Annotated in this window: 19 protein-coding genes; 16 read left to right on the plus strand and 3 right to left on the minus strand. The window is 45.6% G+C overall.

Translation table 11 applies throughout. The features are described 5' to 3' along the window. Positions 1 to 4 precede the first annotated feature (4 nt). Positions 5 to 727, minus strand: a complete 723-nt coding sequence (locus DW036_RS05615; protein WP_118461956.1) for a helix-turn-helix domain-containing protein — start codon at positions 725 to 727, stop codon at positions 5 to 7. A gap of 701 nt (positions 728 to 1,428) precedes the next feature. Between DW036_RS05615 and dxs the strand changes: the two genes are divergently transcribed. The 14 genes from dxs to DW036_RS05685 all read left to right on the plus strand — a co-directional run bounded on the left by dxs (position 1,429) and on the right by DW036_RS05685 (position 16,899). After that, positions 1,429 to 3,333 carry a 1-deoxy-D-xylulose-5-phosphate synthase gene (dxs, locus tag DW036_RS05620; RefSeq protein WP_118462076.1) on the plus strand — a complete coding sequence of 635 codons (1,905 nt, stop codon included), beginning with the start codon at positions 1,429 to 1,431 and terminating at the stop codon, positions 3,331 to 3,333. Then, positions 3,330 to 4,670 (plus strand): Trk system potassium transporter TrkA, encoded by a 1,341-nt coding sequence (trkA, locus tag DW036_RS05625; RefSeq protein WP_007666955.1) that lies wholly within the window; start codon positions 3,330 to 3,332, stop codon positions 4,668 to 4,670. Before dxs ends, trkA begins: the two co-directional genes overlap by 4 nt. 5 nt (positions 4,671 to 4,675) lie before the next feature. Continuing rightward, complete coding sequence (locus DW036_RS05630) at positions 4,676 to 6,127, plus strand: TrkH family potassium uptake protein (RefSeq protein ID WP_118461958.1); 1,452 nt, start codon at positions 4,676 to 4,678, stop codon at positions 6,125 to 6,127. A 103-nt stretch (positions 6,128 to 6,230) separates the two neighbouring features. After that, positions 6,231 to 6,611 carry a hypothetical protein gene (locus tag DW036_RS05635; protein ID WP_187374555.1) on the plus strand — a complete coding sequence of 127 codons (381 nt, stop codon included), beginning with the start codon at positions 6,231 to 6,233 and terminating at the stop codon, positions 6,609 to 6,611. Between the two features lie 112 nt (positions 6,612 to 6,723). After that, a complete protein-coding gene (locus DW036_RS05640; protein WP_007212460.1) occupies positions 6,724 to 7,077 on the plus strand; it encodes an NADH-quinone oxidoreductase subunit A in 354 nt (117 codons plus the stop codon). Beyond that, positions 7,065 to 7,664 carry an NADH-quinone oxidoreductase subunit B gene (locus tag DW036_RS05645; protein ID WP_118461960.1) on the plus strand — a complete coding sequence of 200 codons (600 nt, stop codon included), beginning with the start codon at positions 7,065 to 7,067 and terminating at the stop codon, positions 7,662 to 7,664. Before DW036_RS05640 ends, DW036_RS05645 begins: the two co-directional genes overlap by 13 nt. A gap of 7 nt (positions 7,665 to 7,671) precedes the next feature. After that, positions 7,672 to 9,264 carry an NADH-quinone oxidoreductase subunit D gene (locus tag DW036_RS05650; RefSeq protein ID WP_118461962.1) on the plus strand — a complete coding sequence of 531 codons (1,593 nt, stop codon included), beginning with the start codon at positions 7,672 to 7,674 and terminating at the stop codon, positions 9,262 to 9,264. A gap of 96 nt (positions 9,265 to 9,360) precedes the next feature. Then, positions 9,361 to 10,437 (plus strand): NADH-quinone oxidoreductase subunit NuoH, encoded by a 1,077-nt coding sequence (gene nuoH, locus DW036_RS05655; RefSeq protein ID WP_118461964.1) that lies wholly within the window; start codon positions 9,361 to 9,363, stop codon positions 10,435 to 10,437. Between the two features lie 55 nt (positions 10,438 to 10,492). Then, complete coding sequence (locus DW036_RS05660; protein ID WP_118461966.1) at positions 10,493 to 10,969, plus strand: 4Fe-4S binding protein; 477 nt, start codon at positions 10,493 to 10,495, stop codon at positions 10,967 to 10,969. A gap of 79 nt (positions 10,970 to 11,048) precedes the next feature. Then, positions 11,049 to 11,564 carry an NADH-quinone oxidoreductase subunit J gene (locus tag DW036_RS05665; protein WP_118221920.1) on the plus strand — a complete coding sequence of 172 codons (516 nt, stop codon included), beginning with the start codon at positions 11,049 to 11,051 and terminating at the stop codon, positions 11,562 to 11,564. A 12-nt stretch (positions 11,565 to 11,576) separates the two neighbouring features. Further along, positions 11,577 to 11,885 carry an NADH-quinone oxidoreductase subunit NuoK gene (nuoK, locus tag DW036_RS05670; RefSeq protein ID WP_022392897.1) on the plus strand — a complete coding sequence of 103 codons (309 nt, stop codon included), beginning with the start codon at positions 11,577 to 11,579 and terminating at the stop codon, positions 11,883 to 11,885. A gap of 40 nt (positions 11,886 to 11,925) precedes the next feature. Next, positions 11,926 to 13,893, plus strand: a complete 1,968-nt coding sequence (gene nuoL, locus DW036_RS05675) for an NADH-quinone oxidoreductase subunit L (RefSeq protein WP_118461967.1) — start codon at positions 11,926 to 11,928, stop codon at positions 13,891 to 13,893. Between the two features lie 48 nt (positions 13,894 to 13,941). Beyond that, positions 13,942 to 15,423, plus strand: a complete 1,482-nt coding sequence (locus tag DW036_RS05680) for a NuoM family protein (RefSeq protein ID WP_118461969.1) — start codon at positions 13,942 to 13,944, stop codon at positions 15,421 to 15,423. Between the two features lie 36 nt (positions 15,424 to 15,459). Next, positions 15,460 to 16,899: an NADH-quinone oxidoreductase subunit N gene (locus DW036_RS05685; RefSeq protein ID WP_118461971.1), complete on the plus strand. Its 1,440-nt coding sequence runs from the start codon at positions 15,460 to 15,462 to the stop codon at positions 16,897 to 16,899. 87 nt (positions 16,900 to 16,986) lie between these two features. Here DW036_RS05685 and DW036_RS05690 read toward each other — a convergent pair whose 3' ends face one another. Next, positions 16,987 to 19,773 carry an ATP-binding protein gene (locus tag DW036_RS05690; protein ID WP_118461973.1) on the minus strand — a complete coding sequence of 929 codons (2,787 nt, stop codon included), beginning with the start codon at positions 19,771 to 19,773 and terminating at the stop codon, positions 16,987 to 16,989. A gap of 257 nt (positions 19,774 to 20,030) precedes the next feature. Between DW036_RS05690 and DW036_RS05695 the strand changes: the two genes are divergently transcribed. Beyond that, positions 20,031 to 22,835 (plus strand): TonB-dependent receptor, encoded by a 2,805-nt coding sequence (locus DW036_RS05695; RefSeq protein ID WP_118461974.1) that lies wholly within the window; start codon positions 20,031 to 20,033, stop codon positions 22,833 to 22,835. Between the two features lie 77 nt (positions 22,836 to 22,912). Then, positions 22,913 to 24,412: a hypothetical protein gene (locus DW036_RS05700; RefSeq protein ID WP_118461976.1), complete on the plus strand. Its 1,500-nt coding sequence runs from the start codon at positions 22,913 to 22,915 to the stop codon at positions 24,410 to 24,412. A 244-nt stretch (positions 24,413 to 24,656) separates the two neighbouring features. On the opposite strand, the gene DW036_RS05705 is transcribed toward DW036_RS05700, so the two are convergent. Continuing rightward, positions 24,657 to 25,910, minus strand: a complete 1,254-nt coding sequence (locus DW036_RS05705; protein WP_118461978.1) for a mechanosensitive ion channel family protein — start codon at positions 25,908 to 25,910, stop codon at positions 24,657 to 24,659. Between the last annotated feature and the right edge of the window lie 60 nt (positions 25,911 to 25,970).

Here is a 25,970-nt window from a genome sequence, read left to right on the forward strand (position 1 = left end):
TATTCTACATCATCATATTCTTCCGGATCGAGAACTTCACAATTGCCATTGCCTGGATAGCCGCAAACGGCACATCCATCGGTTCATGATGCGGATTATAGCTCACCAGCCTGATACAACCGTCTATTTCCGAACGGTTCACATACTTCACCGCCAAATATTCGTCTCCATCGATATTGAACGAAATCAGGTACATCTCACCATAAATGACATTGCTAAAGCTACTGATTTCCTTAAAGCCTACGATATCTCCTGACTTCAAGATGGGGTACATACTGTCTCCACTGATATAGAGGGCACCATCACACAAGGGAATGCTGGGAATCTGTATCTTACCTACTACATATTGACGTTTGTTGGCAAGCAGTGTTTTTAGATTGGCAGCAGCAGTGATGTCATAAAGCGCTACGCTACGATCGCCCACCGGGTCGGGTGTTTTGGGATTGTGGATTATCTCTACTTCTCCCCTTGCGTACTCACTATTGCATAATTTTGCCTGATGTACAGGACTTCCTTTTCCCAGCAATAACCAGTTGTAGTCTACGTCTTTCATTTTGCTCAACAACAACGGAAAGTCAGTACTGTTACGCGCAATCCAGTTGCTAAGTGTGGAACGCGAAACGCCCAGGTAAGCGGCCAGATCAGCATCAGTCTTAAAGTTCAGTACACGTTTGGCGCGCTTCACTATGTCCGCTACGCTAAATAAGGAATCTTTTTCTTTCTCCATTTGATTTGTGCTAATTAAGTTCCAATGCATTTCTTGTTCATAGATGCACACTTCTGCATTTCGTAAAATGCCAAAACTGAGGCTGACTGTTTTCTATACGAAAACCAAGCGATGCATTGCAGCAACAAAAGTAATCAATTTGTTTTAAAGGGACAAACAAAAAGCAAAGATAACCCATCCGCTAATCAAAGAATAGATAAGACGCGTTGATAAATCAATTCATCCCGGACGGGTTATGAGTTAAATGATGATTCAGTATGCCACCTCCACATATAAGCAACAAATGCTTACAAAACAAGATATTTGTGAGATCAGTCGTATACTTAGGGTATCTCAGTTCCGTACTTAGGGGGCCTCAGTCCCATACCGAGATACCATCATTATAACATATTTGATAATCAAGCATTTGCAAAAAACCTTTCAGGTCTTAAGAAATTGTAACAAACAAACTGCTTTAAATGATAAATTAGTTCTTTTTTTTCGGGTTATGAATTAACTACAAGCTATAAGCGCCTTTCGGAAAATAGCGCAACCACTTGTAGCTTGTAACCCGTAACTCGTAACTTTTCCGTTATTAAAATATAAGATAAATACAGATACACGAAGGTTAAAGAAGCAAGGATTCGTATTTTTTCCCCGAAAAGGAAATGACCTTCCGTTTTCTTTTACTAATTTTGCAGTTTGTAATCCTCAGAACAGAGATGAAGACAGAGACAGCAACATATAACTTGCTAAATTCTATTTCTGACCCGGAAGACCTGCGCAAACTGAGTGTTGAGCAACTCCCGGAAGTCTGCAAAGAATTGCGGCAGGACATTATAAAAGAAGTTTCGTGTAACCCGGGACACTTTGCAGCCAGTCTGGGGACGGTAGAATTGACCGTCGCCCTGCATTATGTGTTTAATACCCCCTACGACCGTATTGTGTGGGACGTGGGCCATCAGGCGTATGGTCATAAGATACTGACCGGACGCCGGAAAACATTCTCCACAAACAGGAAATTCAAAGGCATTCGTCCTTTCCCTTCTCCCGATGAAAGCGATTATGATACTTTCACCTGCGGACATGCGTCTAATTCCATTTCAGCAGCACTCGGCATGGCCGTAGCAGCAGAAGAAAAAGGAGAAAAAGATCGCCATGTGGTTGCTGTAATAGGCGACGGCAGCATGAGTGGAGGACTGGCTTTTGAAGGGTTGAATAACGCCTCTGCAAGTTCCAACAATCTTCTCATTATCCTCAATGATAATGACATGGCCATCGACCGCAGCGTAGGTGGTATGAAGCAATACTTGTTCAACCTGACAACTTCGAACCGCTATAATCAACTGCGTTTCAAAATATCCAAGATGTTATTCAAAGTGGGCATTCTCAATGAAGACCGCCGTAAAGCACTCATTCGTTTCAGTAATAGTCTGAAATCGATGGCTGCCCAACAACAGAACATCTTCGAGGGAATGAATATCCGTTATTTCGGTCCCATCAACGGGCATGATGTGAAGAATATCGCCCGTATCCTGCGGGATATCAAAGACATGAAAGGACCGAAAATCCTACATTTACATACAGTCAAAGGAAAAGGATTTGAACCGGCAGAAAAGGCACCGGGTATCTGGCACGCACCGGGTAAATTTGATCCTGAAACCGGTGAACGCTTTACGGCAGACACTCACAATCTGCCCCCGCTCTATCAGGATGTGTTCGGTGAAACCCTTGTGGAACTTGCCGAACAGAACCCACGTATTGTCGGTGTTACTCCCGCCATGCCTACAGGATGCTCTATGAACATGCTGATGAAGGCAATGCCCGATCGTGCCTTCGACGTAGGAATTGCCGAAGGACATGCTGCCACTTTCTCAGGAGGTATGGCAAAAGAAGGAATGCAGCCGTTCTGTAACATCTATTCCTCATTTATGCAACGTGCCTATGACAACGTCATTCATGACATAGCCATACTCAAATTACCCGTTGTACTTTGCCTGGATCGTGCCGGACTGGTAGGCGAAGATGGACCAACGCACCACGGTGTGTTCGACTTAGCTTATTTCCGTCCCATTCCCAATCTAACTATATCATCACCCATGAACGAGCATGAACTGCGCCGCCTCATGTACACGGCACAGTTGCCGGATAAAGGACCGTTCGTCATCCGCTACCCTCGCGGACGCGGTGTACTGACAGATTGGAAATGCCCATTGGAAGAAATCCCCGTCGGCAAAGGATGCAAACTAAAGGATGGTAAGGATCTCGCCATACTCACCCTTGGTCCGATAGGTAATATTGCCGCAAAAGCCATCGAACGGGCAGAAAAAGAAAAAGATATATCAATAGCACATTATGACCTGCGCTTCCTTAAACCACTGGACGAGGAAATGCTGCATGAAATAGGACACTCATTTTCCCGCATCATCACCATTGAAGATGGCATACGGAAAGGCGGCATGGGTAGTGCCGTTCTGGAATTTATGGCCGACAACGGATATACCCCACACGTACAACGCATAGGTGTACCGGATACGTTTATAGAACATGGAACAGTACAAGAGTTGTATCACTTGTGTGGTATGGATGAAAAAGGGATATTAGAAAGCATAATAAAAGAGCGATGAAAATTATTATTGCCGGTGCCGGCGCAGTAGGCACACACTTGGCAAAATTGTTGTCCCGCGAAAAGCAGGACATCATATTGATGGACGACAATGAGGAAAGGTTGAGCACTCTCAGTTCTAACTTTGACTTAATGACGGTCACAGCTTCACCTACTTCCATTCAAGGGTTGAAAGAAGTGGGGGCTAAAGAGGCAGACCTCTTTATAGCCGTCACTCCCGATGAGAGCCGTAACATGACCGCATGTATGTTGGCTACCAACCTCGGTGCGAAAAAGACTGTTGCCCGCATTGATAATTACGAATACCTTCTGCCCAAAAATAAAGAATTTTTCAAGAAACTGGGTGTAGATTCACTGATTTACCCGGAAATGCTTGCAGCAAAAGAAATCGTATCCTCCATACGTATGAGTTGGGTACGCCAATGGTGGGAGTTTTGTGGCGGGTCCTTGATACTTATCGGTACCAAGATGCGTGAAAAAGCAGAAATACTGGATATTCCTCTCCACCAACTTGCCGGAACAGATAAACCCTATCACGTAGTAGCCATCAAACGCGGTAACGAGACACTTATTCCGCGTGGTGACGATGTAATTAAACTACATGATATTGTTTATTTCACCACCACCCGCAAATATGTACCCTATATACGCAAGATAGCCGGCAAGGAAGACTATGCCGATGTACGTAACGTAATGATTATGGGTGGAAGCCGTATTGCCGTGCGAACCGCACAATATGTGCCCGACTATATGCAGGTAAAGATCATAGACAACGATTTGAACCGTTGTAACCGTCTGACGGAAATCCTCGATGATAAGGTCATGATTATCAATGGTGATGGTCGTGATATGGACTTACTGATTGAAGAAGGTCTGAAGAATACGGAAGCTTTCGTAGCACTGACGGACAACTCGGAAACGAATATTCTCTCCTGCCTTGCAGCCAAACGTATGGGCGTCAGCAAAACAGTGGCAGAAGTAGAAAATATAGATTATATAGGTATGGCAGAAAGCCTCGATATCGGTACAGTGATCAACAAGAAGATGATCACCGCCAGCCACATCTACCAAATGATGCTGGATGCTGATGTCAGCAATGTAAAATGTCTTACTTTTGCCAATGCCGACGTTGCAGAATTCACCGTGAAGGCCGATTCTAAAATCACCAAACATCAAGTTAAAGACCTCGGTTTACCCAAGGGAGCTACTATCGGTGGATTAATCCGCCAGGGTGAAGGTGTGGTAGTAACCGGTAATACCCAGATAATACCGGGCGACCACGTAGTGGTGTTCTGCCTGAATATGATGATTAAAAAGATTGAGAAATTCTTTAATTAAGCGACGTGATTAACTTTAAGATAGTAATACGGATTATCGGTATTCTCCTGTTGCTTGAAACAGTGATGCTGCTTGCCTGTTCCGGCGTTTCGTTCTATTATCAGGACGAAGCATTGATAGATTTCTGGGTATCGGCAGGTATCACAGCAGGAGCAGGATTACTTCTGGCAGCCATGGGCAAGGGAGGAGATCGCCAACTAACACGCAGAGACGGATATGTACTCGTCAGCTTTGCGTGGATAGCATTTTCACTTTTCGGCATGCTGCCATTTTATATCAGCGGATATATACCGAGCATCACCAATGCTTTCTTTGAAACAATGTCTGGCTTCAGCAGTACGGGCGCTACCATATTGGATGACATAGAGTCATTGCCCCACGGACTCCTCTTCTGGCGCAGTATGACCCAGTGGATAGGCGGTTTGGGGATTATCATGTTTACCATTGCCATCCTTCCGATATTCGGAGTCAGTGGTTTGCAGGTATTTGCAGCCGAAGCCAGCGGGCCGACACACGATAAAGTACATCCGCGTATAGGCATTACCGCCAAATGGATTTGGAGTATCTATGCAGGTATTACTGGTATTCTCGTTGTTTTACTGATGATGGGCGGAATGGATTGGTTCGACAGCGTTTGTCATGCATTTGCCACTACCGGCACAGGTGGTTTCTCAACCAAACAAGCCAGTGTAGCCTACTATCAATCTCCCTATATTGAATATGTAATATCCATCTTCATGTTTATATCCGGCATCAACTTTACATTGTTGCTGCTCTTCGTCAACCGGAAATTCAAGAAAGTTATCCACGATGCCGAGTTGAAATGGTATTTCTGGTCAGTTATATTATTCACCGGCTTAATTACAGTCATACTTTACTATTCCAAACCAATAGGAATGGAAGATGCCTTCCGCAAATCACTGTTCCAGGTTATCTCACTGCATACCTCTACCGGATTTGCTACAGATGACTATATGCTATGGCCTGCCGTAACATGGGGATTACTAACCATTGTCATGCTGATGGGCGCCTGCGCAGGAAGCACGACAGGTGGTCTCAAATGTATCCGCATGGTTATTCTCGGCAAAGTAGCGCGTAATGAATTCAAACATATTCTCCATCCGAATGCAGTGTTACCGGTCAGGATTAACAAACAGGTTATTTCACCTTCCGTACAATCTACCGTACTGGCATTCTGCTTTATATATGCAGTTATTATTATCATCAGTGTACTGATCATGATGGGACTGGGTATCGGTTTTGTAGAATCTGTGGGTTGCGTAGTTTCCAGTATCGGTAATATGGGTCCCGGATTGGGTGAGACAGGTCCTGCCTTCTCATGGAATGCATTGCCCGATGTAGCAAAGTGGTTATCATCTTTCCTTATGCTTCTGGGGCGTCTGGAATTATTCACGGTATTGCTGCTTTTTACCCCGGAATTCTGGAGAAGAAGTTGATATAAGGCAAAAAAGTGCTAAAAATAAAGTACTTTGCCATCTCTATATAACAAAATAGCCAATATTTGTTATACATTTGCAGCCGAATGAAAAAAGTAGTTGTATGAAACAGTGCATAAAATACTTTATGATAGTCTTACTCGGCGTATTATTATACGACGGCGCTGCACAGGCGGCAGGTATATCATGCACTTTCATACGTAATGATGAAGAACGCTGTATCCTGTCTCAGGCTCCTACTGCCCACAAACAAGATATCCGCAGTATATTATATGACCACTTCTCGTCTATGGCTTTATATATGGACAATGTGGACAGCACGCAAGTACCCGGTAACAAGAGCGTCTTGCTATTGCTGAATTATTTCCGGATGTACGGACTGCCTGATTCTTCAATCAGTGGCTCGTTGCTACATGCTTCTTTCGACCCTGTTCCCGACCCGCTTTCTTACTATGTGTTCGGGCTGAGAAAGATAATCATTTGATAAAAAGTCTGGCAAGCTTAAGAGCTTACCAAAGTCCGTCGAAGGCAATTCAGAGGCATTGCTCACTTCGACCAACTATCCTATTATATACATCTAAAAGTTAATTAGATTTATGAACTTTACTTTGTTAGTAGTCGTCTTGCTGACGGCAATTGCTTTCGTGGGTATTGTTATCGCATTGTCTAAAGCGATATCACCCCGTTCGTACAATCCACAGAAAATGGAAGCGTACGAGTGCGGTATCCCTACGCGTGGTAAATCATGGATGCAATTCCGGGTAGGTTACTATCTGTTTGCCATCCTGTTCCTGATGTTTGATGTGGAAACAGTATTTCTGTTCCCATGGGCTGTTATTGCCCGTGACCTGGGAATAGCAGGATTACTCAGTATCTTATTTTTCTTACTTATCCTCGTATTAGGACTTGCCTACGCATGGCGGAAAGGAGCACTGGAATGGAAAGAATAAAAAAGCCCAAAATAAAATCTATCCCGTATGAAGAATTTACGGATAATGAAACATTGGAGAAACTCGTTCGCGAACTTAATGCCGGAGGTGCAAACGTCGCCCTCGGAGTATTGGACGATTTCATCAATTGGGGACGCAGTAATTCGCTGTGGCCACTTACGTTTGCAACAAGCTGTTGTGGTATCGAGTTCATGGCACTGGGTGCCGCGCGCTATGACATGGCACGTTTCGGATTTGAAGTAGCCCGTGCCAGTCCGCGACAGGCAGATATGATTATGGTATGCGGAACCATTACCAATAAGATGGCACCTGTACTTAAACGCTTGTACGACCAGATGCCGGACCCGAAATATGTGGTTGCCGTAGGTGGATGTGCTGTCAGTGGCGGACCATTTAAAAAGTCATACCATGTGGTAAATGGAGTAGATAAAATTCTACCGGTGGATGTGTACATTCCGGGATGTCCTCCCCGGCCGGAAGCATTCTACTATGGTATGATGCAATTGCAGCGCAAAGTAAAAATAGAAAAATTCTTCGGTGGAGTCAATAGGAAAGAACCTAAACCGAAAGAGGAGACAGAAAAATAATCAAAATATGGATAATATACGATTTATAAAACCTGCGGACTTACATGCTGAAATGCTGCGTCTGTACCGAGAAGAGCAGATGGACTTCTTAAAGTGCCTCAGCGGTATGGACTGGGGAGAACCCGCCGACGGAGACGCACAGGATGCTCCACGCGGACTGGGTGTTGTCTACCTGCTGGAATCCACCGCTACCGGTAAGCAAGCAGCAGTACGTACGGCTACTTTGGACCGCGAAAATCCTGAATTGCCCAGTGTAAGCGACATTTGGAAAGCAGCGGACTTTAATGAACGTGAAGTATATGACTTCTATGGCATTGTCTTCATTGGGCACCCTGATATGCGTCGTCTCTACCTGCGTAATGACTGGATAGGCTATCCGATGCGTAAGGATAATGATCCGGAAAAAGACAACCCATTGTGTATGGACAATGAAGAAACAATCGATACCACTATCGAGTTGAAACTGAACCCGGATGGTACCGTGAGAAATAAAGAGATGATACTCTTCGGTGACGAGGAATACGTTGTGAACATCGGCCCCCAACACCCGGCTACGCATGGTGTAATGCGTTTCCGCGTATCACTGGAAGGCGAAACCATCGATAAGATAGATGCTAACTGCGGTTATATCCACCGGGGTATTGAGAAAATGTGCGAAAGCCTTACTTATCCGCAGACACTGGCACTGACCGACCGTCTGGATTACCTGGGTGCACATCAGAATCGCCATGCCCTGTGTATGTGTATTGAGCAGGCAATGGGCATAGAAGTGAGCGACCGCGTGAAGTATATCCGTACCATTATGGATGAATTGCAACGTATCGACTCTCACTTGCTATTCTATTCCTGTCTGGCAATGGACCTCGGTGCCCTTACCGCTTTCTTCTACGGTTTCCGTGATCGTGAGAAAATACTCGACATCTTTGAGGAAACCTGTGGCGGACGCCTCATCATGAACTACAACACCATCGGTGGCGTACAGGCTGACTTGCATCCTAACTTCCAGAAACGAGTGAAAGAGTTCATCCCCTATCTGCGTGGAATCATCCATGAATATCACCAGGTATTCACCGGCAACATTATCGCACAACAACGTCTGAAAGGTGTAGGAGTGCTGAGCCGTGAAGATGCTATCGCCTTCGGAGCCACAGGCGGCACAGGACGTGCCAGCGGCTGGGCTTGTGATGTGCGCAAGCGCCAACCTTATGGAGTATACGACAAAGTAGATTTCAAAGAAATCGTCTATACCGAAGGAGACTCCTGGGCACGTTACATGGTTCGTATGGATGAAATCATGGAAAGTATGAATATCCTTGAGCAACTCATCGACAATATTCCCGAAGGTCCGTATCAGGAAAAGATGAAACCTATTATCCGCGTACCCGAAGGGCAGTATTATGCTGCTGTAGAGGGAAGCCGAGGTGAGTTTGGCGTCTTCCTGGAGAGTCATGGTGACAAAACTCCGTACCGCTTGCATTTCCGTTCAACGGGATTACCATTGGTAAGTACCGTAGACACTATCTGCCGCGGATCGAAGATTGCCGACCTGATAGCTATCGGAGGAACACTGGATTACGTAGTGCCAGATATTGACAGGTAATTAATGATGAACGATTAGTGATTAATGATGAGCGAATTACGCTGTCACATCGCAAGATACTAATCACTGATCACTAACAACTAATAACTAAATAACGTGTTTGACTTTAGTATAGTAACCAACTGGATACACCAGACGCTGACTTCCGTCATGCCGGAAGGTCTGGCAATATTCCTCGAATGTGTAGTGATAGGCGTGTGCATCATTCTGATGTATGCCGTGCTCGCCATCATTCTTATTTATATGGAGCGCAAGATATGCGCTTTCTTCCAATGCCGCCTCGGTCCGAACCGTGTAGGTAAATGGGGTAGCATCCAAGTCATTTGTGACGTATTGAAGATGCTGACCAAAGAAATATTCACCCCCAAGGATGCCGACCGCTTTCTCTATAATCTGGCACCGTTCATGGTGATCATAGCTTCGTTCCTGACCTTTGCATGCCTGCCTATTAATAAAGGTATGGAAGTACTGGACTTCAATGTAGGTGTATTCTTCCTGCTGGCTGCGTCCAGTATAGGTGTAATAGGCATTCTATTGGCAGGATGGGGTTCGAACAATAAGTTCTCACTCATCGGTGCCATGCGAAGCGGCGCACAGATTATCTCATATGAATTGTCTGTGGGACTAAGTATACTGACCATGGTAGTACTGATGGGAACAATGCAGTTCTCTGAAATCGTAGAAGGACAAGCAGATGGATGGTTCATCTTCAAAGGACACATACCTGCAGTAATTGCATTCGTTATCTATCTGATAGCCGGAAACGCAGAATGTAACCGCGGTCCGTTCGACTTACCGGAAGCAGAAAGTGAATTGACGGCAGGATACCACACCGAATATAGTGGTATGCACTTTGGTTTCTTCTACCTGGCCGAATATCTGAACCTGTTTATCGTAGCCAGTGTAGCTGCTACCATCTTCCTGGGTGGCTGGATGCCATTCCATATTATAGGACTGGACGGCTTCAATGCTATAATGGATTATATTCCGGGCTTCATCTGGTTCTTTGGTAAAGCTTTCTTTGTAGTATTCCTGCTGATGTGGATTAAGTGGACATTCCCCCGCCTGCGTATCGACCAGATATTGGCACTGGAATGGAAGTACCTGGTACCGATTTCAATGCTGAACCTGATCATCATGGTACTGATTGTTGTATTTAAACTGCACTTCTAGCCGGCGTAGCGCCGGAGCAAAGTTTCCCTTCGGGTAAATTAAATATAAAGAGATAATGAAAGATAAGAACGAAACATACAGTTATTTAGGCGGATTGATGCATGGCGTCGGTTCTTTGCTGACAGGTATGAAAACTACCATGACTGTTTTTTGCCGCCGGAAAGTAACGGAACAATATCCGGAAAACCGTGCGACACTGGAAATGTTCGACCGTTTTCGCGGAACGCTGACCATGCCCCACAATGAGCGGAACGAACATCACTGTATAGCATGTGGCCTATGTCAGATAGCATGCCCCAATGACACTATCAAAGTAACCAGTGAAATGATAGAGACTGAGGACGGCAAGAAAAAGAAGATTTTGGCGAAGTATGAATACGATCTCGGTTCATGCATGTTCTGCCAACTTTGCGTTACAGCTTGTCCGCACGATGCAATTACGTTTGCTACAGACTTTGAACATGCAGTATTCGACCGCACAAAGCTGGTGAAGACGCTTAACCATCCGGGCAGTCACGTAATAAAAAAATGATTAACGATTAGTGATAAGTGATTAGTGCCATGCGGTATATACTAATCACTTATCACTAAACACTAAAACATTAAATCAAATGGAAATAACCCTTGAAACCGTAGTATTCTACTTTCTGGCAGTGTTCATCACCGTGTGTTCTATTCTCACAGTGACCACACGCCGCATGGTACGCTCGGCAACGTATCTGCTGTTTACGCTTTTCGGCACAGCAGGCATCTACTTCCTGCTAGGTTACACCTTCCTGGGATCAGTACAAATCATGGTTTATGCCGGCGGTATTGTGGTGCTCTACGTCTTCTCCATCCTGCTAACCAGTGGTGAAGGAGACCGTACCATTGACAAATTGAAACGTAGCAAACTGGTGGCCGGTCTGGGAGCAACCGTAGTCGGAGCCATCATCGTATTGTTTATCACACTGAAACATAAGTTTATAGTAACCACCGATCTTGTACCATTGGAAATCAATATCAAGACTATCGGACATTCTATGTTGAGTAGTGATAAATATGGTTATCTGCTTCCTTTCGAAGCAGTCAGCATCCTGTTGCTGGCATGTATCGTAGGTGGCTTGGTGATTGCACGTAAACGATAAAAACAAGTGATTATGATACACATGGAATATTATCTGATAGTTTCGGCTATCATGTTTTTCGCCGGTATTTACGGGTTCTTCACCCGCCGCAACACGCTGGCGATACTTATCAGCATCGAGTTGATACTGAATGCTACGGATATCAACTTCGCAGTATTCAACCGTTTCCTTTTCCCCGACGGACTGGAAGGGTATTTCTTTGCCCTGTTCTCCATTGCCATCTCGGCAGCCGAAACGGCAGTAGCTATCGCGATTATGATCAATATCTACCGTAATATACGAAGCATCCAGGTTAATAAACTGGACGAGTTGAAGTGGTAGAATTAGTACAGTATCAATAATAGAATAAAAAGAAAAGAATATGGAATATACAATCTTCATTCTCCTGCTTCCTCTCCTCTCCTTCCTGGTATTGGGGATTGGCGGCAAATGGATGACGCACCGGACGGCAGGCATCATCGGTACCACGGTATTGGCTGTGGTAGCCCTACTGAGCTATGTCACTGCCTGGCAATATTTCTCCGCTCCACGTCTGGCGGACGGCACTTTCGACACAGTTATACCTTATAATGTGACGTGGCTGCCTTTCACCCCAACGCTGAGTATCGACTTGGGTATCCTGCTCGATCCTATTTCAGTAATGATGCTCATCGTTATCTCTACCGTATCGCTGATGGTACATGTCTACTCCTTCGGCTACATGAAAGGTGAACGTGGATTCCAACGCTATTATGCATTCCTCAGCCTCTTCACTATGTCCATGCTGGGCTTGGTAGTGGCTACCAATATCTTCCAGATGTATCTGTTCTGGGAGTTGGTGGGTGTTTCGTCTTATCTGCTTATCGGTTTCTACTATACGAAACCATCTGCTGTTGCTGCAAGCAAAAAGGCGTTTATTGTCACCCGTTTTGCCGACCTGGGTTTCCTGATCGGTATCCTCGTTTACGGTTACTATGCCGGAACCTATACTTTCCAGCCCAGTGAAATGGCATTACTGAAAGGTGGTGCGACAATGATACCTCTGGCACTGGGACTTATGTTTATCGGTGGTGCCGGTAAGAGTGCAATGTTCCCATTGCATATCTGGTTACCAGATGCTATGGAAGGCCCGACACCTGTCAGTGCATTGATCCATGCAGCAACGATGGTAGTAGCCGGAGTTTATCTTGTAGCACGAATGTTCCCGTTGTTCATCGGTTATGCACCGGATGTGCTGCACCTGGTAGCTTACGTCGGAGCTTTCACTGCATTCTACGCCGCTTCGGTAGCTTGTGTGCAGAGTGATATCAAGCGTGTATTAGCATTCTCTACTATTTCACAAATTGGCTTTATGATGGTGGCACTGGGAGTTTGTACTTCTACCGATCCACATCACGGTGGCCTGGGTTACATGGCAGGAATGTTCCATCTGTTTACACACGCCATGTTCAAGGCATTGCTCTTCCTCGGTGCAGGTAGCATTATCCATGCAGTACACAGCAATGAAATGTCCGCTATGGGTGGGTTACATAAATATATGCCTGTAACCCATATCACGTTCCTGATTGCATGTTTTGCCATTGCAGGTATCCCTCCGTTCTCCGGATTCTTCTCTAAAGACGAAATACTGACTGCATGCTTCCAGTTCAGTCCTGCTATGGGTTGGATTATGACAGCAATTGCTGCTATGACGGCATTCTATATGTTCCGCCTCTATTACGGTATTTTCTGGGGGGGAAGTAGTGATAAGGGATTAGTGATTAGTGATAAGCAAGTGGCAGGAAATGACAAGACTGCGCAGCCTGCTAATCACTCATCACTCACCACTCATCACTCCCATACCTCCCCCCACGAAAGCCCGCTGGCTATGACTATCCCATTGATGTTCCTTGCTGTTGTTACCATTGTGGCAGGTTTCATCCCCTTCGGTAAGTTCATCAGCTCCAACGGTACAGCTTACGAGATACATCTCGATTGGAGAGTAGCAGGCACCAGCATCGTTATAGCCGTTATCTCCATTGCGATTGCTACAGCTATGTATGCACGAGCCAAACAACCTGTTGCCAACGCTCTTGCCCACCGCTTCCGCGGATTATGGACAGCTGCTTATCATCGATTCTATATCGATGAAGTATATCAGTTCATAACTCACAAGATTATTTTCGGTTGCATCTCCCGTCCCATTGCCTGGTTCGATCGCCATGTAGTAGATGGCTTCTTCAACTTCCTTGCCTGGAGTGCCAATGCCACCAGCGATGAGATACGCGGTTTGCAAAGCGGACAGATTCAGCAATACACTTACGTATTCCTGTTGGGTACGCTGGCGCTGATATTGCTGTTACTGCTATAATAGAGAAATGTTAATCGTAATTCGTAAATAGTAAAACGTAATATAAAGATGAACATATTAAGTATTTTTGTTCTCATCCCTCTGTTGATGTTGCTTGGTCTCTGGCTAAGTCGTAACATCAAGCAGATACGCACGGTGATGGTCGTAGGTGCATCAGCATTGGTGCTGGCTGCCGTAGGCCTGACCATTGCTTACCTGCAAGCCCGTGCCGCCGGAGACACTGCCGAAATGCTGTTCCGTGCAGATGTACCTTGGTATCCGGCACTCAATATACATTACTCTGTGGGAGTAGACGGCATTTCAGTAGCCATGTTGCTGCTTTCTGCCATCATTGTCTTCACCGGTACTTTCGCCTCCTGGCGTTTGCAACCGCTGACAAAAGAGTATTTCCTCTGGTTCACCCTGCTTTCCTTGGGTGTGTTCGGCTTCTTCATTTCTACGGACTTGTTCACCATGTTCATGTTCTATGAGGTAGCGCTCATTCCTATGTACCTGCTTATCGGTGTATGGGGCAGTGGACGAAAGGAATATTCTGCCATGAAGTTGACATTGATGTTGATGGGTGGTTCTGCATTTTTGCTGATTGGTATTCTGGGTATCTACTTCGGTTCCGGTGCCACCAGTATGAACTTGCTGGAGATTGCACAACTGCACAATATTCCAATTGAACAACAACGCATCTGGTTCCCGCTCACCTTCCTCGGTTTCGGTGTACTCGGTGCATTATTCCCGTTCCATACATGGAGCCCCGACGGTCACGCCTCTGCGCCTACGGCTGTAAGTATGCTCCATGCAGGTGTATTAATGAAACTCGGAGGTTATGGCTGCTTCCGTATCGCCATGTATCTGATGCCTGAAGCTGCCCAGGAACTTGGATGGATCTTCCTGATCCTGACTGGTATATCCGTAGTTTACGGTGCTTTTTCTGCTTGTGTACAGACTGACTTGAAGTATATCAACGCATACTCTTCCGTATCTCACTGCGGTCTCGTACTCTTCGCCATCCTGATGATGAACCAGACTGCTTGTACCGGTGCTGTCCTGCAAATGCTCAGCCACGGATTGATGACTGCCCTGTTCTTTGCCCTCATCGGTATGATATACGGTCGTACTCATACCCGTGACGTACGCGAACTCTCCGGTTTGATGAAGATTATGCCTTTCCTGGCTGTTTGCTATGTGATTGCCGGACTTGCTAATCTCGGACTTCCGGGACTCAGCGGTTTCGTTGCCGAAATGACTATCTTCAACGGTGCATTCCAGCATGTGGATGTCTTCCACCGTACGTGGACGATTATTGCCTGCACCAGTATCGTAATCACTGCAGTCTATATTCTTAGACTCGTTGGTAAGATTCTCTATGGCACTTGTACTAACAAGCATCACCTGGCATTAACCGACGCTACCTGGGATGAACGCACCGCCGTTATCATACTCATCGTTTGCGTTGCAGGTCTCGGTCTTGCTCCGTTATGGATCAGTAATATGATTGGAGACAGTGTGCTTCCTCTGGTAAGCATATTCCAATAAAGTCATGCTAATAACTAATAGTTAATCACTAAAAATATGGATTATTCCCAATTCCTCATTCTCAAAGAAGAGCTTTCGCTGATAGCGGTCATCGTTATCCTCTTCGTAGCCGACCTCTTTATGAGCCCTGATGCACATAAAAAGGATGGCAACCCACGACTCAACACCATGTTGCCCGTCGTGTTACTCACGATACACACGCTGATTACTATCATACCCGGTCCGGCTGCCGATGCTTTCGGTGGTATGTACCATAATGCGCCGATACAAAGTATTGTGAAGTCTATACTCAGTGTTGGCACGCTTATCGTCTTCCTGATGGCACACGAATGGCTGAAACTTCCGGATACGGTAATCAAACAAGGTGAATTCTATATGTTGACACTCTGCACACTGTTGGGTATGTATTTCATGATTTCTGCAGGACACTTCCTGATGTTCTTCATCGGGTTGGAAACAGCAAGTATCCCAATGGCTGCGCTGGTTGCTTTTGATAAGTATCGCCACCACTCTGCCGAAGCCGGTGCCAAATACATTCTTACCGCACTTTTTTCAAGCGGATTGTTGCTATATGGTATTTCGCTTATTTACGGTACGGTGGGTACACTTTACTTTGATGATGTTCCGGCTCATCTAAACGGTAGCGCCTTGCAGATAATGGCATTCGTATTCTTCTTCTCCGGTATGGGATTCAAGCTCTCGCTCGTCCCCTTCCACCTCTGGACAGCCGACGTATATGAAGGTGCTCCGAGCGTGGTAACTGCTTACCTGAGTGTAATCTCCAAAGGATCGGCTGCTTTCGTGCTGCTGACAATTCTGATCAAGACGTTTGCTCCGATGATAGATCAGTGGCAGGAAGTACTCTACTGGGTTATCATAGCCTCTATCACCCTTGCCAACCTCTTTGCACTGCGCCAGGAAAACCTGAAACGACTGATGGCATTCTCCAGTATCTCGCAGGCAGGTTACATTATGTTGGGTGTCATTGCCGGTACACAACAAGGTATGGCATCATTGGTGTACTACATACTCATTTATATGTTTGCCAACCTCTCCGTATTTGCAGTAATCACGATTATTGCTTTGCGTGCCCACCGCTTCACACTCGAAGAATATAACGGACTGTACAGTACCAATCCCAAGCTGGCGTTCCTTATGACGCTCGCTCTGTTCTCACTGGCAGGTATTCCTCCGTTTGCAGGCTTTTTCTCGAAGTTCTTTATCTTCGCAGCAGCCTTTCAGGGTGGCTTCCATTTACTGGTATTTATTGCATTGGTGAATACTATTATTTCGCTCTATTACTATCTGAAGATTGTGAAATCTATGTATATCAACAAGAGCGATGAGCCTATCGCCACTTTCCGTAGCGATAATTATACGCGTGCCAGTCTTGTCATCTGTACGCTCGGTATTATTGTATTGAGCCTTGCAAGCGTGGTTTATCAATCCATCGACAAGTTCTCGTTCGGGCTATAACGAACTATAAATTCTTATTTCACAAAAAGTGTGTACCAAAAGAATAAAATCTCCGGTATACACTTTTTTTATTCCATGATGCCCGCCTTATACCACCGGCAATGTAAACCAGAATGTCGATCCCTTACCCAGTTCGCTATCCACACCTATGGTACCGCCCAATTGTTCAATAATACTCTTGCTGATAGAAAGTCCTAATCCGGTGCCCTGAACGAACGAATTCAGCTTTATGAAGCGATCAAATACCTTCTTGCAGGCTTCTGGTGCAATGCCAATACCCGTATCCGACACATATATCCGCAGACGACCTGCATCCGGCTTATCATATCCGATGCGAATGCTACCCATTGTGGTAAACTTACTGGCATTGCTTACAAAGTTGGAAATCACCTGGTGCAACCGGTTTGGATCACTCACTATTATACACGATGGCAAAGTAGGTTCGAACAGAAGTTCTACTCCCGGTTTCACGCGCAACCTCATGGAACGTGCCACGTCCCCACACAAAGTATTAAGATCCAATTCCCTGAGTTTGAAGTCAAAGGTTCCCGCCTCTATCTTCGACAAATCCAGAATATCGGAAATCAGTTGCAGCAAGAGATCATTATTTTCCTCTACCATCTTCGAGTATTCCTGCTTTTCATCCGGGTCTTCCGTCTCCACAAGCAGACTTGAAAAACCTACAATAGCATTCAATGGTGTACGTATCTCATGGCTCATATTTGCCAGAAAAGCACTCTTCAAACGGTCAGCCTCTTCGGCCTTCTCTTTGGCACCTATCAGTTCGCACTCGGTTTCTTTCAGTTCAGTAATATCATAGTTGACACCGATCAGTTCAACCATACTATTTGCCGGATCATACCGGTTGAGTAGCACATTCACACGCACCCAGTTCCATCGGTTCAGTGTACCGGGTCTGAGCACACGCACCTCACTTTTGAAACTTTTCGCCTCACCCTGCCGAGCTTTCTCGAAGAAAGCAAGTATACGTCTGCGATCTTCAGGGTGCATCTTACCGTAAACACCTACGACTTCCCCCAATGGGGTATCCTCATCCTCACCCATATTTTTAAACCACTGTTTAATGGCATATCCTTTACGGGTCAGCAGATTCAGCTTAGCATAGCCCACTTTGGCATAATCGGAAATCAACAGGAAGAAATTCTCGAAGTCGCGGATACGGTTGATGGAAGAAATACGCTCCGTATTATCAATATTGATAAGCACAAATCCGGTACATTCACCCCGGTTGTCATATATCTTACTTACTTTGGTATAGAGTTCTATTCCGCCTTTCTTTTCAGATTCATAATAATTGCTCACATTAGAGAATTCATAATCTTGTGAGAAATCAAGCTCATCTTCCAGCTTCACCCTTTCACGAATATCCAGTGGCACATTGGGGTTTTCAAAGAAGTTGACGCCAAGGGTTTCAGACTTATCTTTAACGCCGAATATTTCCAAGTCTTTGTTATTGAGGTCAATCAATATTCCATCCTTATCGTAGATTTCCACGCCGACCGGAATGTTGGAGAAGATATTGCGCAATAGCTTTTCGCTATGATCCAGTGCCATATAAGTGCGACGCATCTCGGTTACGTCCATATAGAGACAGACCAATTCATCCGGTTCGGGTGCATAGATCACACAATGGCAAGTCTTGTCAGTCCGTTCAAAATACTCGTCCAGTTCGCGGAAAGTACCTTGCCTGTGTATATCCGCAAGCATCTGAAGCTTCGCGCACATCTTGTCCGAGGAATAAATCTCCGAAGCAAAACGCCCTTTATAGGCCTCTAAAGGCATACCGCACAGATCTGAGCTAAACTGGTTGGCATCCGTGATAAGATAATCATAAGGTTCTCCATCCTCATCGCAAAAAATGGAGAGGCGCACGTAGCCCATGGGCATGTACGTATAGAGATTGCGCAGAAAGGCACGTTCCCGTTCTGCTTCATCTTTGGTAAGACGCAGACTGATACAGATATTGATAATATTGGCCAGAGATGAGAACCATTGGTAATCTTCATTCGTCCACTTATAATGCCTGTCTACCAGGTCGATGCCGATATATCCCCACATTCGTTCAGTATTCCGTAAAGGAATCACCATTAGTGATTTGATATTCTGCACGGCAAGCACTTCGTATTCCCGACGGGCCTCTTGAGGCAAATCATTCAAAGTATTCAGCAGGATGGGTTTATCTTCCAGCATTTGTTTGAGCCACCACTTCATGTCGTCGGTAGGAAGCTGCCGCAACAGATTCATCTCCGAACTCACTCCGTCGGCTACCACTTCGTATGTACAGCTCAGAACACGGTAATGTTTATCATACTCCATAATATAGACGCGCCCCCCGTGGAAGAGATCGAGGACATCTTTCAATACGCTTAAGATAGCTTCACTCAGACTTTTATCTTTCAGGAAATTGCGCAAGGAATGCGACAATGAGTGCTGCCGGAACAGTAATTCATTGAATTGCTTCAAAATATCGCCCGACCGTGCATCGGTCGGTTCATTAACCAACTGCAGAATACCGAATGCTACCGGATGTCCATCTTCCGTCAGCCACTTCTCGCCCAGACGGGAGCGAACCCAGATAACCCCTTCTGAAGAGTAAATAGGAAAAGTCTGTTCATACACCTCGATTTCTTCTATCGAAAGGAACTCACGAGTAATACGCCCTCGATAATCCTCACGAATCAGTGCACCAAACTGCTGAAAGGTCATAGTATTGCCTTCCAGCCCCAATAACTTGCAAACATACTCGGAACAAAGATATTCCCCGGTGGCAAAGTCTGCTTCCCACCAACCTATTTGCCCTATAGAGGAAAGAAGCTGAAAACGTTTTACCTCATGCGATTGGTTGTCGCTCATACGATTTGTGTTTTTAATATTCTAAAGATGCAAAGATAATGCTTACTTATTAAATTCCGCTCTATTCACACCAACAAAAAAAAAGAAAGTTTAGAGCCGTCAGCAGAGTGAATCACAGGAAAATGAAAAGGTCTTCTGCCAGTTGTTTTGCCTTGTCACTTAATTGTAACCTAATTGAGAATCAATTGTATGACATGTGTATTACGGTTGTAATTCCGTTGCCGCATCTTTGCACCGGAAACAAGAAACGATAAAAGATGAGCATGAAACTGGATTTAGGAAAAGTATTTTTCTTCATTTTATTACTGGTACTTTCCACCACGACCGCCCTGGCTGGAAACATCAAAGGAACCGTCCTCGACAAGCAGACGAAAGAGCCGCTGACCGGAGCTACCATACAGATAACCGGGACAGCGCAGGGGGTAGTAGCCGACATCGACGGTAACTATACGCTGAATGTAAAAGATGGTACATACACCATAGCCGTGAGATATATAGGATACAAAGACATCCTGCTCAACAGTGTAAAAGTCAAGGCCGAAACTGTGCTGAACTTCGAAATGGAAAGTGATGCACAAGCATTAGGCGAAGTCTCCGTCACCGCACAAGCCAAACGGAATAACGAGGTAGCACTCATACAGGAACAACGCCGCAGCCTTGTGGTACAGAGTGGGGTTTCCGCCCAACAAATAGCTAAAACCCAGGACAGCAATGCCTCGGAAGTCATCCGTCGTGTACCCGGCATCAGCATCATCGACGAAAAGTTTGTAATGGTGCGCGGCCTGTCGCAGCGGTACAATAATGTATGGATGAACGGTAGTGCCGTTCCCAGTTCGGAAGCCGATTCACGCGCCTTTTCATTCGACATCATCCCCAGTTCACAACTGGATAATATGGTAATCGTAAAAAGCCCCGCCCCGGAATATCCCGCAGACTTCACAGGCGGATTCATCCTGATAAATACCAAAGATATGCCCGGCGAAAACAGCTTCAACATATCAGTAGGAGGAGCTATCAATGACCAGACGCACTTCAAAGACTTTCGTAAAGCCAAGGGTAGCAGCATGGACTGGCTCGGCTTCGGAAACGGTTTCCGTAGTCTGGATGCCGGCATGAAAGGCACACTGAACATGTATCCCGGATATGAAACCGGAAACACAGCCCGCATAGATGTATTGAACAATGGTTTCAACAATGACTGGACACTGAAAACCATCAAACCCGTAGGGGACTTAAAATTGAATATGGCATACAACCGCAAGTGGGAAACCGAAAGCGGACGTGCCATCGGTATGCTGGCTGCTGTGAATTACAGCAATTCCTATAAGACCTATCTCGATATGGAAAATTCTCTCTATGGTCCTTATGATACCAACAATGACAAATACGTCTATCTGCGGAAAGCAACGGACAACCAGTACAGCAATGATATCCGCCTCGGTGCCCTGCTGAACCTCACCTTCCAGCCGCGCAACAGCAACCACCGCTATGAGTTCAAGAATATCTTCAACCAGATATCCAAAGACCGCTACTCGGAACGTACAGGTTTCAACGCACAACCGGACAACATCAACAACATGGAGTATTACTACTCCAGCCGTACCACTTACAACACCCAATTCACAGGCAGGCACAGCTTTGATGACAGTCGTTTCGACTGGAGTGTGGGTTATGCTTACGCCAACCGTAACCTGCCGGACCGCCGTCTCATTGAACGTACCGACCGCACCAATGAAACCATGGGTATTTACCGTATCAGCCGTGAATTCACCAAACTGGACGAGCACATCGGCTCAGCAAATATAAATTATCGCCAGGACTTCCAGTTCGGTGACATCGCCCCCACTTTGAAAGCCGGCGTTTATGGCGAGTACCGTACACGTACCTACAACACCCGCCAGTTCCAGTACGGCTGGCAACCGAATAACAGCCTGCCTAAGGGATTCCAGTTTGACAATGATGTGGCAAACAATGTATTGATAGATTCCAACTATGGAATTGACAAGCTCTACATGCAGGAAGAAGTGAACTACATGAATAACTATGAGGGCAAAAACACTCAATTGTCCGGCTATATCGGCATCAACGTTCCGATAGGTTCCTTCAGCTTCTACGCCGGAGCACGCTATGAATATGCACGTCAGGAACTGATTATGAACACCCGTTCGTATGAAGAAAGCCTGCAAAGCACTTTCTATGACTATAAAGACCTGTTCCCTTCCGTCAATGCCACTTACAAACTGAGTGAAAAGCATCAGTTCCGCCTGGCTTACGGTAAATCGGTAAACCGTCCTGAATTCCGCGAACTGTCCACTTCCGTTTACTATGATTTCGACCTGGGAAGCAGTGTCATGGGTAATTCATCCCTGCAGGCAGCTTACATACAGAACGTAGACTTGCGCTACGAATGGTATCCCAGCAACGGTGAACAAGTTTCCATTGCCTTGTTCTACAAACATTTTGAAAATCCCATTGAATGGACCTACACCATGTCGGGAGGAACCGATCCGATCTACTCTTACGTCAACGCCAAAGGTGCCAACAACTACGGTATCGAAGTAGATATCCGCAAGAATCTCGACTTCATCGGTATGCGTAATTTCAGTTTTTCATTCAATGGCGCGTGGATTAAGAGTAAAGTACAGTTTAAAGAAGGAGGCAATAATATAGACCGTCCCATGCAGGGGCAATCACCTTACCTCATCAACACGGGCCTCTTCTATAACAATACGGATAAGGGATGGAATGCCGCCGTACTCTACAACCGTATCGGAAAACGTATCATCGGTGTAGGCAACCGTTACGGCAGTTCTTCCGAAGGTGATGCACGCAACATACCAAACTCTTACGAAATGCCGCGCAACAGTATCGACCTTTCGGTAAGCAAAAAGTTTGGCAAACTGGAAATAAAGGCTACCGTACGCGACTTGCTGGCTGAACGCTACTACTTCAAGCAGTTTGAAGACGTCGTCGTAAACGGACAAGTCCGCACCATTGAAGAGGTGACCCGCAGTTATAAACCGGGCAGAAGCTACAATCTGACCATAGCCTATAGTCTCTGACAACCTACCCTTTCAGTTTATTAAGTACTAACAAAACCTGAATAATAAAGAAGTTTTATTCCCAAATTAAGAAAAGTATGAAAATGGAAATTAAGAAGTTTGGCTGGATCATTATGATGTGCACAGCCATTGTAATTGGAAATGTGATGTCTTCCTGCTCCGACGACACCAATGGAGACAACGGAGGAAACGGAAACGGAAGTACAGATCCCGAAGTGACCTACGATGGTACAACAGCCTACAGCAAAGGCATCTTGTTCAAGAATGGAACAGAACTGGGCAATGGCGATCAACACTTCGTATTCACCGGTGACGTAACTCTGGAAAAAGGAACCTACCTGCTGAAAGGTTGGGTATATGTAGCCGATGGCGCTAAACTGAAAATTCCCGCAGGCACTATTATCAAGGGTGACAAACAAACAATGGCGGCCCTTATTATAGAACCGGGGGGATATGTAGAAATGAAAGGAACCAAGGAAGCCCCTATTGTCATGACTTCCGAGGAGGCTCCCGGACAGCGCAGGCCGGGTGACTGGGGTGGTTTAATCATTTGCGGTAAAGCTAAAAATAACCAGGGTACACAGCAAATAGAAGGCGGACCACGCACCATACACGGAGGCAGCAACGATGCCGACAATTCCGGTATCTTCCAGTATATCCGCGTGGAGTTTGCAGGTTATCCCTTTGAAACAGACAAAGAGATCAACGGTATTACATTCGGCTCCGTGGGTAGTGGTACCACCATCGACCACTTACAGGTATCGTACTCTAACGATGACTCTTTCGAATGGTTCGGTGGCGCAGTGAGCTGCAAATATCTGGTAGCTTATAAAGGTTGGGACGATGAATTCGATACGGACAACGGCTTCAGCGGAACTGTACAATACTGCCTGTCTATCCGTGACCCGCGCATTGCCGACACTTCGCAATCCAATGGCTTCGAAAGCGATAACAACGGAACAGGTGCAGATATCGCTCCATTCACAACCGCAACATTCAAGAATGTAACGTTCATCGGTCCGATGACTGCCAAGAACACTGATTTCCAGAACACTTCCGAATACATCACTGCCGGTGACATGTACCCGGATAATAAATCCAAGCTGGGTCTGTTCCAGTCCGCCATGCAGATACGTCGCAGCAGTAAGCTGAACTGCGAAAACACATTGGCAGTAGGTTATCCTATCGGTCTGATTGTGGATGGCGAAAAAGGAAACACGGTTCAATATTCTAAAAACGGCGATTTCCATCTGAAGAATATCATCTTTGCCGGTATGGGTGTAGTTGGCTCGGACAATAATAAGAAATACGAAGATTATCTCTACAACAGAGAAACCGGAACGTATGATGAAAGCCAGGTTTCTTATTCACACACTTTCTTCAAGAGTGAGGCTTCGAACAAAGTAATGACTGAGGCTGAACTGGGATTGACTGACCCGATGAATACCGGTCAGAATTACTGCCCCGCTACGGCTATCATGGGAACTGACGGAAACTATATCGGTGCTTTCCGCGACACGAATGATAATTGGCTGGAAGGCTGGACGAACTTCGACCCACAAAACACAGTATATTAATCACTCATTGAAATTCACACGCCGAAGCTAAGCTTCTACAAAAGCAACGCCGGACAGTTCTTCTGAACTTGTCCGGCGTTTACTAATATCAGGGAACTACAAGATCGATTTCTTCTCACTATAGCAAGAATATATTCTCACCGCACTGAGAATATATTCTCATCGTATTGAGTATTCTTTCTCATCGCAATGAGAATACATTCTCAACATAGTGAGAAAGCCGAGAATTCAAGAGCCTTTCGTCTCAACTAAGCCTTTCACGGAAATCTTCACCGGATGGTGACTGGAATACGTGCAGATCAAACTCTGAAATAATAGCCAACAGATGGTCGAAAACATCAGATTGCAAGTCTTCATAAGGTATCCAGGATGTGGTTGCAGAAAAGAAATACAATTCCAACGGTATACCGTGATCGGTAGGTTGAAGCTGACGCACCATACAGGTCATATCATGATTTACACCCGGATGGCTCTTCAGGTAGCAATTCAGGTAAGCACGGAAGACACCGAGATTCGTCTGGCGACGACCGTTCACAAGGATGGAGTTGTCGATATGATGCTCTTCATTATACTCCTTTATCACTTGTTCCGTCTGTTCAACGTAGTTTGCCAAGAGCTGTATCTTGCGATACTTTGCCAACATTTCGGGAGTACAGAACCGTACACTGTTCATATCGATATTGATAGAACGCTTGATGCGGCGTCCGCCACTCTCCTGCATACCACGCCAGTTTTGGAAAGAGTCGCTTACAAGCAGGTAAGGAGGAATGGTAGTGATGGTCTTGTCGAAATTGCGCACCTTCACCGTGTTCAATGACACTTCTATGACGTCACCATCCGCTCCATACTTAGGCATAGTGATCCAGTCTCCCACTTTCAGCATATTGTTGGCAGAAAGTTGCACACCTGAAACAAAGCCCATGATACTGTCTTTGAATACTAACATCAGCACGGCAGCCGAAGCTCCCAGACCGGTGAGCAATACACCGGGTGAACGGTCAATCAGTATGCTGACAACGATGATACCCCCGACAAAATAAAGAATGACCTGCACTGTCTGCAAGAGTCCCTTCAAAGGGCGGTCGCGAAACTGTTCCTTCTCGCTATATACGGTATAGACCGCAGTAAGCAAAGCACTAAGAAAACTAAGAAACATTATAATAATAAAGATGAGGCAGAAACGCATAATAAGCGCCAACGTAGCCGAACCCGCATCGGAAAAAGCCAGGGGAAGCAAGATATAAATAAGAATAGGTGCCACCATACGACTGAGGTGCACCATTACCTTCCGATCGAAAACAATGTCATCCCAAGTAGCTTTTGTTTGTTTTACCAAACGCGAAACGACCTTCAGTAAGATCTTCCGGCAAATGGAATCTGCCAGATAAGCCACCAGGAGAACTCCCAGAAATGCTATAAATTGATCTAACTGGTCGGCCAATGACTGGCTGAAACCTAAACTCTGAAGTCCTTCGTTAATTTGTTGTACAATACTCATGATAGTAAGGGGGTTATTATTAATAAATACATCTGCTACTTGTCACTTTTGCAGCTCGTC

This window comes from Bacteroides sp. AF39-11AC (assembly GCF_003474285.1).
Taxonomy (GTDB): domain Bacteria; phylum Bacteroidota; class Bacteroidia; order Bacteroidales; family Bacteroidaceae; genus Bacteroides.